The organism is Methylosarcina fibrata AML-C10 (genome assembly GCF_000372865.1).
GTDB classification, from domain to species: Bacteria; Pseudomonadota; Gammaproteobacteria; order Methylococcales; family Methylomonadaceae; genus Methylosarcina; species Methylosarcina fibrata.
On the sequence record NZ_KB889965.1, the window covers coordinates 4734276 to 4748344 of the forward strand.

Sequence of the window (14069 nt, forward strand, 5' to 3'; positions counted from 1 at the left end):
CAAAATGGCACTATTCGGCAACAACGCAGTAAAATCACGAATCGATGAAGCGGTCAAAATCATCGATAAACTGGCTGTCGGGGACTTTTCCGAACCCATCGAGACATCCGGCAACGATGTTGTCGTCCCGCTGATGCGGGCTTTAAAAAATACACAGACGACTTTGGAGCGCCGGGCATTGGAAGGGCGCCGGGCGACCGATGTCAGCGCCGAACAGTTGGCTCAGTTCCAAAGACTGAAGGTTGCCCTGGAGACGGTCACTTCCTGTGTGATGATTGCGGACAAGGATCGGAAAATCATCTATATGAATCCGGCTGTTACGCAAATGATGAGGAATGCGGAAGCCGATCTTCGCAAAGTCTTTCCGGGATTCGATACGGATCGTCTCATCGGCTCCAGTATGGATCAGTTTCATAAGAATCCGATGCATCAGCAGCGCATTCTGTCGGAGCTTTCCTCTATTCATAAAGCGCAGATCAACGTGGGTGGGCGCGCTTTCAGTCTGACGGCCAGTCCCATTATCGACGCACAAGGGCAGCGTTTGGGCTCGGTAGTCGAATGGGTCGACCGCACGACCGAAACTCGATTCCATGAGCAAATGAACCAAATTATCGAAGCCACCGCCAATGGCTTGTTGTCGATTCGCGCAAAGCCGGAAGAGCTTGATGAAGGAATGTATCGGAACATCGCCAAAGGCATCAACAGCGTTCTGGAAGCGCTCATTAATCCTCTGGCCGTGGCGACGAAATATATCGGCGATATTTCCAGGGGGGAAATTCCCGAGAAAATTACCACCGAGTATAAAGGCGATTTCCTTATGCTGAGGAAGAATTTCAACGTCAGCATCGGAGTATTGAACGGCCTTATCACCTGTCAGCAATTGATGGCCGAGGAGCACGGCAAGGGCAATCTCGACTGGATGATCGACGTTGACCGCTTTCAGGGAGTCTATAAAACCGTAGTCGAAGGAATCAACGGAATGGTTGCGGGCCATATCGAAATGAACAAGAAAGCGATGGACTGCGTCAAGGAATTCGGGGAAGGCAATTTCGATGCACCGCTCGACAAATTTCCCGGCCAGAAGGCATTCATCAACACCACCATCGAGCAGGTGCGCGCCAATCTCAAGGCGCTGATCGCGGATACCGACCTGCTCGTGCAGGCGGCGGCAGAAGGCCATCTGGAAACGCGCGCCGATGCCGCCAGGCATCAGGGCGGTTACCGGCGCATCGTCAAAGGCATCAACGACACTCTGGATGCCATTGTCGCTCCCATCAATGAAGTAGTATGGGTGATGGGGGCATTGGCGAAAAGAGATCTTACCGAAAAAATTTCCACTAATTATCAGGGAACCTTTGCCAGACTGTGCGACAACGTGAACGTTTCGGTCGACAACCTGGCGCAGGCCGTCATGACCATCCGCGAGGCCACCGATTCCATCAATACGGCTGCCAAGGAAATTTCCGCCGGTAATGCCGACTTGTCGCACCGCACCGAACAGCAGGCCGCCAGCCTGGAAGAAACGGCTTCCAGCATGGAAGAACTCGCCTCTACGGTAAAACAAAATGCCGAAAACGCCAAACAGGCCAATCAAATGGCGCTGACCGCGGCAGACGTGGCAGGCAAGGGCGGCAATGTCGTACAACAGGTGGTCAACACGATGAATGCCATCAACGAAAGTTCACGGAAGATCGTCGATATTATCAGTGTGATCGACGGCATTGCCTTGCAGACAAACATTCTGGCGCTCAATGCGGCGGTCGAAGCCGCGCGGGCAGGAGAACAGGGGCGAGGCTTCGCCGTGGTGGCCAGCGAAGTGCGGAATCTGGCCCAGCGTTCGGCGGCGGCGGCGAAGGAAATCAAAGCACTGATCGGCGATTCGGTCGAAAAAGTCGAGGACGGCAGCAAACAGGTGCTCGAAGCAGGCAAAACCATGGAAGAAATCCTGACCTCGGTAAAACGAGTGACCGACATCATGTCGGAGATTGCGGCTGCGTCGGTGGAACAAAGCTCCGGTATCGAGCAGGTCAATACCGCGGTTGCGCAAATGGATGAAGTTACTCAACAGAACGCCGCTCTTGTCGAGCAGGCAGCGGCGGCGGCCGAGTCGCTGGAGGAGCAAGCGGCGACTCTATCGGAGACTGTCGATCAGTTCCGCCTCGATGCCTTCGGCAAACGCGCCGCCGAGCCGCAGCGCCGCACTGCCGCGAGCTTATCGGGCCCTTCCCGGAAATCTCCGGCGCGATTGACAACCGGTAGCTCAAAACCGGCTGCCAAAGGCGTCGACGAGTGGATCGAGTTTTAGCGCGATTAATACGGCAGAGGGTGAAGATAAATACAATAGCCGGTGACAGCTTTTTACCCGTCGACATTATTTTGCGCGGAGCGGATTGAATTCCGCTCCCGGCTTTTTCCGTCCGTTGTTTGACGGCATTCCTTTCCAGGTCCGGCCACAGACCGGGCTCGGTCGAATTGCATCCGCGTAGCCATCCGATATGAACAGATATCTAGAACAAAAGGAGTTTATATTCACGCCTTCTGATTTTGAGCGGATCCGGACCATGTTGTATCGGCACTGCGGCATTACTCTCAGCGACAACAAGAAAGACATGGTTTACAGCCGTTTGGGCCGGCGCTTGCGCGCCAACGGCCTGAAAACGTTTCGTGACTATCTGATATGGGTCGAGCAGGATCGGGGAGGAGACGAGTGGGAAGCTTTTATCAATTCGCTGACCACCAACCTTACGGCTTTTTTTCGGGAGCCTCATCATTTCCCGTTGCTCAAGGAGCATGTGCTGAATTTGCGTAAACGGCCGATTCGCTTGTGGTGTTCGGCTTCGTCGACGGGAGAAGAACCGTACACCATGGCGATGACCATGGTGGAAGCTTTCGGAACGTACAAGCCTCCGGTAGAGATTATCGCTACGGACATCGACACTCACGTACTAAGCAAGGCCAAGGCCGGCATTTATTCGATGGAACGGGTGGAAAAGCTTCCGAAGGACACGCTCAAGCGCTTTTTTCTCAAAGGAACGGGCAGTAATGAAGGTTACGTGCAGGTGCGTCGAGAATTGAGTGATTTGATCAGTTTTCGCAGACTTAATCTGCTCGATGAATACTGGCCTATCAATGGTCCCTTTGATGCGATTTTTTGCCGTAACGTTATGATTTATTTCGATAAGGCTACGCAATATAAAATTCTCAAGCGTTTTGTGCCCTTGTTGGAGACGCACGGAGTGCTGTTCGCCGGGCATTCGGAAAGTCTGCATCATGCGTCGGACATCTTCCGGTTGCGGGGCAAGACTGTCTACGAACTGGCGTCGTCCATTCGCCAGGCCCGATCCGAGAAGGTTTCAATTCATCAGGAAGCGCTGAACGGCGAATCAAGATGATCAGTTCATATTAAATTCTTCCGGGATATAGCATGACGCCCAATCTTTACTACGACAATCATTTTAATATCGATGCGGTTAAAATTTTGCCCGGCGAATATTACGCCACTGCCCGCCCCATACTCATAGTGACCGTCGTAGGTTCGTGTGTAGCCGCTTGTATCCGCGATCGCGTCAGCGGTATCGGCGGAATGACTCATTTTACGCTGCCGATTCACGATTCATACGAAGAGTTCGGCAATGGCCAGGCCAATCATGGTAACTCCGCCATGGAGCTTCTGATCAATCAACTGCTGGCCATGGGGGCGCAACGTGAACACCTGGAAGCCAAGATATTCGGGGGCTGCGATCTGCTTCAATCTCCCGAGTCGATCCACGCCGGCAGGCGCAATTGCGATTTCCTCCGCAGTTATCTGGAACTGGAAAAGATTCCCGTTCTGGCCGATGATTTACTCGGTCATTATCCCCGCAAAATCTATTTTTTTCCCGGTCAGGGCAAAGTCCTGGTTAAAAAATTGCTGAGACAGCATAATGCCACCATTCTTCAGCGAGAGCAGGAATACATCGACCGCCTGCGCAATGCGGGGGCTGCCGTCTGCGACGTGTGATTTAGCGAAAGCAATTTTTCGGAATGTTTATCACGCTCCTGTTTCCATCCGGACGTTGAGTCCTCAGCGTTCGCGATATTGCGAAAATAACCTGTCCGGTTGAATGATGTCCATATCCGGCTATAATGATTTACAGCCGATGTTGAAAGAACCGTTTTGCGGCGGTAATGCGATAATAAAACCCGATCAAAGACGGATTTCATCAAAATCAGGTAAGCGGAGCCGGATTTTCTCGAGAATTGATCAAGAAAAAGGAGTGCTCGTTGCTCTCTTCGGATCAAATTGCAGTCGGACCCGCCTTGTCGTTTTTTAACGTTTGAATTTCTGACAATTAAAGCCAATCGTATTTGATATTTCCTCGGGACAAACTTTTTCGATGAAAAGAGCGATCTTGATCAAAACTTCTTAAGCAGTTAAAACCTCGCTTCTTCTTTTTTCCTCTTATTGCTGCGGTTCCGCCAGGGCAGTCTTTTGCAACGCCTGTTCTTGAAAAGGCTAATAAATTTTAATTTGTGAGTAGGGATATATGGTTTTACCTCGCCTTTTATTGATCGATGATAATGAGACAAGATCAAAACAGCTTGAAGTCATCTTTCAATTCATGGAATATCAGGTCACTTATGCCGTTTCTTCCGATTATGGGCCGATTTCCGGAAAAATTGATCAGTATGTAGGCATATTCGTCGGGGACATCGCTTCCAAACGAGCGGTCGTAATCAAGGAAATAGTCGACAAGGCCGGTAAGATTCCCGTTATTCTGCTGGTGGACAAAGGCGCCGTGCATGAAGTTTCCACCACGATCGACAAAATGGTTTTCGAAGTGCTGGAATGGCCTCTCACCTATGCCGGATTGAGGCGCATTACCGACAAGTTGTTCGCTCCTTTCTGGCAGGAACTGGGAATTCACAGCCAACATTTGGACCGCAGGATGTACGACCGCCGGGCGTCTTCAATCGTGCGCCTGCAAGGCAACAGCCCGGCCATCGTCAACGTCCGCAAAGCGATCGATCAGGTGGCCGACTCGGATGCGACTGTTTTGATTCTCGGCGAGTCGGGAACAGGCAAGGAAGTGGTCGCCCGCTCGCTGCACGATGCCTCCTTGCGCAGCTCGAAACCTTTTGTTCCTCTCAATTGCGGAGCCATTCCCGGCGAGCTGCTGGAAAGCGAGTTGTTCGGCCATGAGAAAGGCGCCTTTACCGGCGCGTTGAATTCGAGGCTGGGTCGTTTTGAATTAGCGGAAGGCGGTACGCTGTTTCTTGATGAAATTGGCGACATGCCTTTGATGATGCAGGTCAAGCTGCTGAGAGTATTGCAGGAGCGGACGTTCGAACGGGTGGGCAGCAGCAAGTCCATTCACTGCAATGTCCGGATTATTGCCGCGACGCACCGGCATCTTGAAGATCAGATCAGGGAGAACCGGTTTCGGGAAGATCTGTATTATCGCCTGAACGTCTTTCCGATCGAGGTGCCTCCCTTGCGGGAGCGCACCGAAGACATTCCTCTGTTGGTGGCGGACATTATTACCCGAATGGAATCCTCCAACCGCGGCTCGGTCAGGCTGAGCAGCGCGTCTTTGGCGATACTGAGGCAATACGACTGGCCGGGAAACGTACGGGAGTTGGCAAATCTGATCGAACGATTGGCCATCATTCATCCCGGCGGCTTGATTAACGTCGCCGACCTGCCCGAAAAATTCCGGCGCTTTCATGTGGCGGAAGAAATCATCGGGCAAGCCGAAGAGGCGGAGGTGGACGCCGCCGACGGCGAGCGCTTCGAATTTCATCGGCCCGAGGCTGATTCCGACAACTTGAGTCCGGAAGATGCTCCGCTGCCTGAAACAGGAATCGATCTAAAAAAATATCTGGATACCATGGAAAGCAATTTGATCCGCCGAGCTTTGGAAGAAAGCAACGGAGTGGTTGCCCATGCCGCCAAGCGGTTGAATCTTCGCCGCACTACCCTGGTTGAAAAACTGCGCAAACTCGACTTGCAGTATTGACGCTTGGAACGATTGTTCCAGGCAGATTTTACCCTGCCCGAGAATCCAATCCCGGACTGTTCGCTTCGATGTCCGGTTCTTGTTGACAGAGAAAAAAGCAAACCGCACGGATAGATGAACGAGTCCTCCGGTGGCGTTTGCTGCGCTCTGCTGACCTATTCCTACCTTGCTTCCTATCCGCGATGAATAGTCAATATTTTGACGATACTTTTTGCCGTGCAGTGACTTATGCCGGCAGGCACTCATCAATTATCCAATAAAAAACGGCTCAAAATTCAGGTTTCCCGCTAACCTTATAGCCAAGAAGGAAAATAGGCGAGGCACAGGAGTCTGCATTTGAATAAAACTAGGAAGTTTTGCTGCAAGGCGGCTTATGGCATCAATAATGCATAAGATTTGAGTGGCACATGAATAAGGTATTGAAAGCGCTCTTTGCGTCGTTCGGGAGTTTTCAAGACTTGCTTGTGAGAATGAATTAAAGGGGGAAACCATGAATGACATGAATATAAATCAGGTATTGGCCAGGATGCAGGCCATGGCTCTGCAAGCCGCCAATAAAGTGCCCGAAACAGGCGGCAGCATAGACTTTGCATCTTTGTTAAAGCAGTCCATCGACTCCGTCAACGACAGTCAGCAGACTGCCGGAAAAATGGCGGAAGACTTTGAGACCGGAGAATCCGGGGCCAGTCTGGCGGAGGTGATGGTGGCATCGCAGAAAGCCGGCGTTTCTTTTCAGGCCATGCTGCAGGTCAGAAACAAACTGGTCGATGCCTATAAAGATATCATGAACATGCCGATGTAATGCGAGTAGCTAGATAATGAGCGTACAAAGCGGTAACAATCTGGTGAATACCGAAAATCAGCAAACCTTGGCGGACGTGAGCAAGGCGCATCCGATCATGAAGGGGTTGGCCGGACTTACTCTGGCTCGCCAGATCGGATTGATGCTGGGGTTGGCATTCAGTGTAGCCATCGGCGTTGCCGTGGTTCTATGGTCGCAGGCCCCTTCTTATAGTTTATTGTTTTCCCAGATTGCCGATAAGGATGCGTCCGAAATTCTTGAGGCACTCGACGCGCTGGGCATTGATTACAAGGTCGAAACGGGCTCCGGAGCGATCATGGTCCCGGCCGACAAGGTTCACGAGTTGAAGCTTAAACTGGCGGCGCAGGGGCTGCCCAGAAGCAAAAGTCTGGGCTATGACCTGCTGGACAAGGATCAAGGATTCGGTACCAGCAAGAGTGTCGAAGCGCTTCGTTTCCAGCGGGCTCTGGAAGGGGAAATTGCTCAAACCATCATGACGATCCAGAATGTCAAGTCGGCAAAAGTGCTTTTAGCCATGCCGCAGCAGTCGGTGTTTGTCAGGGACCGCAAGAAGCCGAGCGCTTCGGTCATGGTGAATCTGTATCAGGGCCGATCGCTGGATAAAGGCCAGATTGAATCGATCGTGCATTTGGTGGCTTCCAGCGTTCCTCTGCTGGACGCAGAGCAGGTCACGGTGGTCGATCAAAAAGGGCAACTGCTCAATAGCAAGGATTCGTCTTCGGACGTGTATCTTGCCTCCAAACAGCTTGAATACAAGAAGAATATTGAAGAGCATCTGATGGAACGGATAGCCAACATTCTGATGCCCCTGGTCGGCCCTAACGGGATGCGCGCCCAGCTTTCCGCCGACGTCGATTTTACCCAGACCGAAAAAACGCAGGAAATGTTCAATCCGGAGGTTTCCGCATTACGAAGCGAGCAGACGGCGGAAGAGAAAAACACCGTTTCATCGGTTCAAGGCGTTCCCGGCGCATTATCCAATCAGCCGACTCCGGCGGGCACGGCGCCGGAAACCCTGGCCAAAAAGAACGGAGAAAACAGTGCGGCCGGCGGCACAGGATCTTCATCAATAAGCGCCACCCGAAATTTTGAACTGGATAAGACGATCACCCATACGCGTCTCGGTACCGGCGTTGTCCGCCGCTTGACCGTCGCCGTCGTGGTGGACGACCGCCATACGGCAGGCAAGGATGGAAAGGGAAAAGCCCAGCCGTATACTCCGGAAGACATCGAACGGTTTACTGAACTCGTGAAACAGGCCGTGGGCTTCGATAGCGGCCGAGGAGACCAGGTTACCGTCACCAATGTGGCGTTCAATCCGGCAGAAGAAATAGAAAACCTGCCTGAAGTGCCGTTTTGGCAAAAAGCAGGATTTGCCGATCTTGTGAAACAAGTCATCGCCGTTCTCACCGTATTGTTTCTTCTATTTGGCGTATTGCGCCCCGTCATGCGCGGCCTCGTCAAGCAGAATGAAGAGGAGAAAAAATTGGAGAATCAGGCCGATGCGGAAACGAAGGATGGAAACCGCGGCGCCGCTGCGTCTGACGGCAACTCCATTCCCGTTGCTGTTCCCGCCGAACCCATTGCGCCGAGCGAGGCATTGTCGTCCGAGATAAAGGAATTTTCTCTGTTATCCGCACCCCAGAGCTACGAAAAACAGTTGGAATATGTAAAGAAACTGGTTGATGAGAATCCGAAATTAGTTGTACAAACCATCAAATCATGGATCAGAGATGAGTAGCACCGAAGTCAACCTAAGCGGAATGGAACGCGCCTCTTTGCTGCTGTTTGCGCTGGGGCAGAAAAGAGCGTCCGAAATATTGAAATATCTGGAGCCGAGGGAAGTGGAGCTGATCGGAGCCAATATGGTGTCGTTAAGGGATATTTCTCCGGACATGGTCAATGTGGTGCTGGATGAGTTTGTGGTAACCGTCAAAAAACAGACGGCCCTCGGCGTCGATTCCGAAGAATACATTCGCAATGTACTGACCAATGCCTTGGGCTCCGAGAAAGCGGAAGTCATCATTGACCGGATACTGATCGGAGGAAGAAGCAAAGGCATTAATCAACTGAAATGGATGGATACCCGTTCGATCGCCGATCTGGTCCGTTCCGAACATCCTCAGATTGTCGCCAACATCCTGTCCTTGCTCGAAGGACAGCGGGCGGCCGACGTGCTGATGTGTCTGTCGGAAGAAGTGCGTTCCAATCTGCTGATGCGTATTGCCTCGCTCGAAGGCGTGCCGCTCGCCGCCTTGCGGGAGCTCGACGAAATCATGGAAGAACAGTTGGCCGGCAATGAAAGCATCAAATCTTCGTTTGTCGGAGGGATCAACGTGGCGGCCAATATCCTCAATCACATGGACACGTCGGTCTGTAATCAATTGCTGGAAGAAATATCCGGAAGCAGTGCCGATCTGGCGCAAAAAATACAGGACAAAATGTTTGTATTCGAAGATCTGGTCAATCTGGACGACAGAGGCATGCAGACCCTGCTGCGCGAAGTGGCCACCGACCGGCTGTTGCTGGCCTTGCGCGGCGTGAGCGACGTGCTCAAGAACAAGATATTCAGCAATATGTCCAAGCGCGCGGCCGATATGCTGCGTGAGGACCTGGAAGCGGCACCGCCCGCCAAGTTGAGCGAAGTGGAACTGGCGCAGAAGGAAATTTTGACTGTCGTCAGAAATTTGGCGGATTCGGGAGCCATCGTATTTGGAGGCGGCGATGATCAGCTCGTTTAAAGCCCCCGAGTTTTCTTCCACCGAGCTCGGTTCTCTGGAGTTATGGAACTTGCCGGACATTACCGGAGTTGATGTTTCCGAAGCCCCCGAAGCGCTTGTGTTTGCCAAAGACCGGCCGCTCAAGCTGACGGTTGAAGAAATCGAATCGATGCAAAAGCAGGCTTATGAGGAAGCTTTTGCCCAGGGTAAAAAGGAGGGGTTTCAGCAGGGTTTCGAGGAAGGCTCCCAAAAAGGGTTTGAAGAAGGATCCAAAAAGGGCTACGAGGAAAATGTCCATTTGCTGCAAAAACAGGCGACGGAGTTTGTCGGTCTGATGACGTCTTTAAGCGAGCCGTTGAATGCTCTGGACGACGAAGTGGAAAAAGAGTTGGTGAAATTGGTCATCGGCGTCGCCAACCAACTGATTCGGCGGGAAATTAAAACGGATCCCGGGCAAATCGTTGCGGCCGTGAAGGAAGCAATCAAAGTTTTGCCTTTGTCGTCGCAAACGATTCATTTGCATTTGCATCCCGAAGATGCCGAACTGGTGCGTACGGTGTTGTCTCCGGCCGAATTGTCCCCTCCCTGGACTATTGTCGAAGATCCCCTGATTACGCGCGGCGGCTGCAAGGTCGACACCGAAGTGTCGCATATCGACGCGTCGGTGGAAAATCGTCTCAATGCCGTCGTCGCCCACATATTCGGCAACGAGCGGCAAGGGGACAAAACATGGTGAGGCCCGAGAAAAACCGCTCCCGGATCTGGCTGAACCGACTGAAACCTTATTCGCAAAGATTCGCTGAAGCTCCGGATTTGATCGTGGAGGGCCGGCTTTCCCGGATGATCGGCTTGACGCTGGAAGCGGTAGGATGCAAGGCGGCCATCGGCTCCCGTTGCCGCATCGAGATGAAAAACGGAAGAAAAATCGAAGCCGAAGTGGTCGGTTTTTCGAGTGATCGGATTTTCTTAATGTCGGCAGGGAATCTGCACGGTCTCGAACCGGATTGCCGGGTCATTCCGCTGGGCAAAAACAGCCTGGCCCGGGTGGGGCACAGTTTGTTGGGGCGCGTTCTCGACGGCTCCGGCAAGCCGCTCGACAGCAAAGGACCGCTGAAAACGGATGCGCACATTTCGCTCGACGGCACGCCGATCAATCCCTTGACGAGAAAGCCCATCCGCACCGCGCTCGACGTCGGCGTGAGAGCGATCAACTCCCTGCTGTGCGTCGGCCGGGGACAGCGCATGGGTTTGTTTGCAGGCACCGGCGTGGGCAAGAGTATTCTTTTGGGCATGATGACCAAATTTACTTCGGCGGATATCGTCGTGGTCGGCCTGATCGGCGAGCGTGGGCGCGAGGTCAACGAATTCGTGCAAAAAATCCTGGGCGAAGAAGGTCTGAAAAGAGCGGTCGTCGTCGCCACGCCTGCCGACGATCCGCCGCTGATGCGGGTGCACGGCGCTCTTTTGGCCACCAGCATTGCGGAATATTTTCGGGATCAGGGGCTGGATGTGCTGTTGCTGATGGATTCTCTGACGCGGTTTGCTCAAGCCCATCGTGAAATAGCCCTGGCGATAGGCGAGCCGCCGGCCACCAAGGGTTATCCGCCTTCGGTGTTCGCCAGGTTGCCGCATCTGGTGGAACGGGCGGGCAACGGCAGCGACGGCGGCGGCTCGATCACGGCATTTTATACGGTGTTGACCGAAGGCGACGACCATAACGATCCTATCGCCGACTCGGCCAGAGGAGTGCTGGACGGCCATATATTTCTTTCCAGAAGTCTGGCCGAATCCGGGCATTTTCCCGCGATAGACATTGAAGTCTCGGTCAGCCGCGTCATGCCCGACATCGTCGATAGCGACCACATGCAGATGGCGCTGGAGATGCGGCGCCTGTATTCGACTTATCGGCAAAATCAGGACTTGATCAGTGTCGGCGCTTATCATCCGGGCTCCGATCCCAGAATCGACAAAGCCATTGAAAAAAATGCCGCGATTCTGGAGTTTTTGAAGCAGGATATGAACGAAGCGGTCGACATCGGCCGGAGTTTGCAGGAGCTGGAGAGGGTGCTGGATTTGAAAAAACAAGGTGGTAAATGATGAAAAGATCGGTGCGCATCAAAGCGATTGTGGAGCTCAAGGAGATGCAGGCGAAAGATGCCATGAGAGCGATGGGCGTCTCCCAACGCAAATTGCAGGGCATGCAAGCGCAACTGGAAAGTTTAAAACATTATCGGCAGCAATATCAGGAACAATTTCATCGCCTGAGCGGCAAGGGCATGACCGTGTCTCAATTGATGGAGTTTCGATCGTTTGTCGATAAGCTGGATAAAGCCATCGCCGGCCAGGAGCACTCTGTGCGAGGGGTTCAGGCCGAGGTGGCGATGAAGAAGAAACTCTGGGAAGCCATACATAACCAGACCTCCAGCCTGCAGAAGGTCTGCGATGCGGCCCGCAGAACGGAAAAGAAGCAGGAAGACAAGCTTGAACAGTCGGAACAGGACGAATGGGCCGCCCGATTCGTGAAAGAACGCTCCGTCTTACAGACGACATCTGAGAAAAATCAGCCAGACTTGGAAGCCAAGGTGACAGGAGATCGGATATGAACATCGAAGGGGCCAAATTAGCAGCCGTACTTCAAAACTCTGCAACGACCGAAGGAGGAACCCCCAATTCGACCGATGGAGGGACTCTTGGAGGAGAATTTGCAGATGCCTTGACGGGACAGATCGAATCGTTAAGAGAGACTAAGACTCAGGCCGGATGGCCGGATCCATTGTTAAATACAGCTCCTGCATCATCGTCTGGATTGCCGGCCAGAGTGGTTTTGGCCGATGTTCCCGACAATGAGCAAAAGCCCGGCCGGTTTTCCGGCAATACTCCGACGCCGTTGACTATAATTCAAGAACCCGTCGATGCCAATACCGATACCGCGTTGGCTGAATTGGCGGAAATGTTGGGTTACCCGCCTGCCGGAAAAGGTGAAAAATTGCCTTCTGTTGAAAGTCACGCAAGGAAGGACATCGCCGAAGGACGCAATAACCAAAAGAAAGATTCAAACCTCGTCTTATCCACGACCGAAACCTTGATTTCCATGCCTCCTCATTCAGGGCAGAATCCAGCCGTCCTTCCGACGGCGCCCGAAGCCGGAGAGGAAAGTTTCAATGATCCTTCCAGTCCGAGGGCATCGATCGATTCGGGCAAGGGAAGGGCGCTGCCCTCGTCATTGGCCTGCATCAGCGTGATGGCAGGGGAAGGACAAAGACCTACTGAAAATAAGAAAGAAATTTCGGACTCGATGCGGCCGATGGCCGAGGTTGTGCTGCCTGTGAATGACCGGATTTCGGAACAAATCGTGCCGATGACCGAGGTGGTGCCGTCTTCCGCGTCTACTCAGGGACAAGAACAAATACTGTCCGCGCCGAAGCGGGGGATTGAAGCGAAAAACTTGAGCGATAGCGGCCCAATCCGTCGAGAGACATCACCGGATGCTGTTGAGACGGCCATCCTGGGCGGCAGACATGTCTCAACATATGAGGCGAAAGCCATGAAATCGCATGGCCGAGAGCCTGAATTGATGTTCGAAGTTTCGGAGCTGGCCGATGCGGTACCGTCTTTCGGGGTTTATTCCGGACATCCTTCGGTAGTCAATAATCCGGCGCATCAGGCTGATCCGCAAAAAACTGACTCATCCTTTCTTAAACCTCTGTTGGCAGAATCAAAATCAAATACGTCCGGGTCCGATCCGGCTCTAGCAGAAACATTGCAAGAAGGTTCCGCGTTCGGTCAATCGGCAAAAGAAGCGCAACATCTACCTTCAAATTCCTTTGAAAAAACAGCTCAGTCTTTGGATTCGTCCCGGACCGAATCGCAGCCGATCTCTTCGAGTGCCGATCGGCCTGTTCCTCAAGGAATGCCGGAAATGGCTCAGCTTAATCGGCAACCGGTCGACAATAAAGTGGAAGTTCCGGCGCTGATGAGATCTTTAGCACATCCCGAATGGCATAGGGAGTTCGGTGAACGAATCCTGTGGATGACCCACAAAGAGCTCTCCGCGGCGGAAATCAAACTGAATCCCCAGCATCTCGGGCCGATATCGGTACGCATCGAGATGAATAACGATCAGGCCACCATTTCCTTTACGGCTCAGCATGCCTCGGTAAGAGAAGCAATCGAGGCTTCCTTGCCCAAACTGCGCGAGATGATGAGTCATCAGCAATTGAATCTGGCGGATGTCAATATTTCTCAAAATCCCTCTTCGGATCACAATCAGTCGCAATCCCGCCATGCGTCTCGTCACTTTAACGGCTTTGCGTCCATTAATGGAAACGCTTCCGATCCGGGGGACGAGGCCGAAAACGGCCGGACGGTGGTCGGCAGAGGCTTGTTGAGCCTTTACGCGTGAGACAAGCGGTCTGCGTCGACTACCTGCCTTTATTTTTAGCCGTGAAATTACCGGTATAGTCCGCTTAACTGTTTTTGGCAGACGAGAAAGGAAGCCCTGGCCAGACTCGAAGTTAAGAGGAGATC

Annotated in this window: 11 protein-coding genes; all 11 read left to right on the forward strand. The window is 52.8% G+C overall.

Annotated elements, in window-relative coordinates; all coding sequences use genetic code 11:
* Nucleotides 1-4: 4 nt before the first annotated feature.
* The 11 genes from A3OW_RS28910 (at nucleotide 5) to A3OW_RS26690 (ending at nucleotide 13944) form a co-directional block, all read left to right on the forward strand.
* Nucleotides 5-2305 carry a methyl-accepting chemotaxis protein gene (locus A3OW_RS28910; protein WP_020565711.1) on the forward strand — a complete coding sequence of 767 codons (2301 nt, stop codon included), beginning with the start codon at nucleotides 5-7 and terminating at the stop codon, nucleotides 2303-2305.
* Nucleotides 2306-2495: 190 nt separating this feature from the next.
* On the forward strand, nucleotides 2496-3392 hold the full coding sequence (locus tag A3OW_RS25675) for a CheR family methyltransferase (RefSeq protein WP_033411860.1): 897 nt from the start codon (nucleotides 2496-2498) through the stop codon (nucleotides 3390-3392).
* Between the two features lie 32 nt (nucleotides 3393-3424).
* Nucleotides 3425-4000 (forward strand): chemoreceptor glutamine deamidase CheD, encoded by a 576-nt coding sequence (gene cheD / locus A3OW_RS0122465; RefSeq protein ID WP_020565713.1) that lies wholly within the window; start codon nucleotides 3425-3427, stop codon nucleotides 3998-4000.
* A gap of 526 nt (nucleotides 4001-4526) precedes the next feature.
* Nucleotides 4527-5999 carry a sigma-54 dependent transcriptional regulator gene (locus A3OW_RS0122470; RefSeq protein WP_020565714.1) on the forward strand — a complete coding sequence of 491 codons (1473 nt, stop codon included), beginning with the start codon at nucleotides 4527-4529 and terminating at the stop codon, nucleotides 5997-5999.
* 490 nt (nucleotides 6000-6489) lie between these two features.
* On the forward strand, nucleotides 6490-6801 hold the full coding sequence (gene fliE / locus A3OW_RS0122475) for a flagellar hook-basal body complex protein FliE (RefSeq protein ID WP_020565715.1): 312 nt from the start codon (nucleotides 6490-6492) through the stop codon (nucleotides 6799-6801).
* 16 nt (nucleotides 6802-6817) lie between these two features.
* Entirely contained in the window at nucleotides 6818-8563 is a 1746-nt protein-coding gene (gene fliF, locus A3OW_RS0122480; protein ID WP_020565716.1) for a flagellar basal-body MS-ring/collar protein FliF, read from the forward strand.
* Complete coding sequence (fliG, locus tag A3OW_RS0122485) at nucleotides 8556-9563, forward strand: flagellar motor switch protein FliG (protein ID WP_020565717.1); 1008 nt, start codon at nucleotides 8556-8558, stop codon at nucleotides 9561-9563. The genes fliF and fliG overlap by 8 nt, the downstream gene beginning before the upstream one ends.
* Complete coding sequence (locus tag A3OW_RS0122490) at nucleotides 9547-10278, forward strand: flagellar assembly protein FliH (protein ID WP_020565718.1); 732 nt, start codon at nucleotides 9547-9549, stop codon at nucleotides 10276-10278. The genes fliG and A3OW_RS0122490 overlap by 17 nt, the downstream gene beginning before the upstream one ends.
* Nucleotides 10272-11639 (forward strand): flagellar protein export ATPase FliI, encoded by a 1368-nt coding sequence (gene fliI / locus A3OW_RS0122495; protein ID WP_020565719.1) that lies wholly within the window; start codon nucleotides 10272-10274, stop codon nucleotides 11637-11639. Before A3OW_RS0122490 ends, fliI begins: the two co-directional genes overlap by 7 nt.
* Nucleotides 11636-12145, forward strand: coding sequence for a flagellar export protein FliJ (gene fliJ / locus A3OW_RS0122500; RefSeq protein ID WP_232422419.1), 510 nt, complete (start codon nucleotides 11636-11638; stop codon nucleotides 12143-12145). Before fliI ends, fliJ begins: the two co-directional genes overlap by 4 nt.
* A gap of 221 nt (nucleotides 12146-12366) precedes the next feature.
* On the forward strand, nucleotides 12367-13944 hold the full coding sequence (locus A3OW_RS26690) for a flagellar hook-length control protein FliK (protein ID WP_157385952.1): 1578 nt from the start codon (nucleotides 12367-12369) through the stop codon (nucleotides 13942-13944).
* Nucleotides 13945-14069 lie beyond the last annotated feature (125 nt).

Excerpts from the sequence above, each read along its gene's own strand:
- A3OW_RS28910 (WP_020565711.1), top strand. The coding sequence starts at position 5 with ATGGCACTATTCGGCAACAACGCAGTAAAATCACGAATCGATGAAGCG.
- A3OW_RS25675 (WP_033411860.1), top strand. The coding sequence starts at position 2,496 with ATGAACAGATATCTAGAACAAAAGGAGTTTATATTCACGCCTTCTGAT.
- cheD (WP_020565713.1), top strand. The coding sequence starts at position 3,425 with ATGACGCCCAATCTTTACTACGACAATCATTTTAATATCGATGCGGTT.
- A3OW_RS0122470 (WP_020565714.1), top strand. The coding sequence starts at position 4,527 with ATGGTTTTACCTCGCCTTTTATTGATCGATGATAATGAGACAAGATCA.
- fliE (WP_020565715.1), top strand. The coding sequence starts at position 6,490 with ATGAATGACATGAATATAAATCAGGTATTGGCCAGGATGCAGGCCATG.
- fliF (WP_020565716.1), top strand. The coding sequence starts at position 6,818 with ATGAGCGTACAAAGCGGTAACAATCTGGTGAATACCGAAAATCAGCAA.
- fliG (WP_020565717.1), top strand. The coding sequence starts at position 8,556 with ATGAGTAGCACCGAAGTCAACCTAAGCGGAATGGAACGCGCCTCTTTG.
- A3OW_RS0122490 (WP_020565718.1), top strand. The coding sequence starts at position 9,547 with ATGATCAGCTCGTTTAAAGCCCCCGAGTTTTCTTCCACCGAGCTCGGT.
- fliI (WP_020565719.1), top strand. The coding sequence starts at position 10,272 with ATGGTGAGGCCCGAGAAAAACCGCTCCCGGATCTGGCTGAACCGACTG.
- fliJ (WP_232422419.1), top strand. The coding sequence starts at position 11,636 with ATGATGAAAAGATCGGTGCGCATCAAAGCGATTGTGGAGCTCAAGGAG.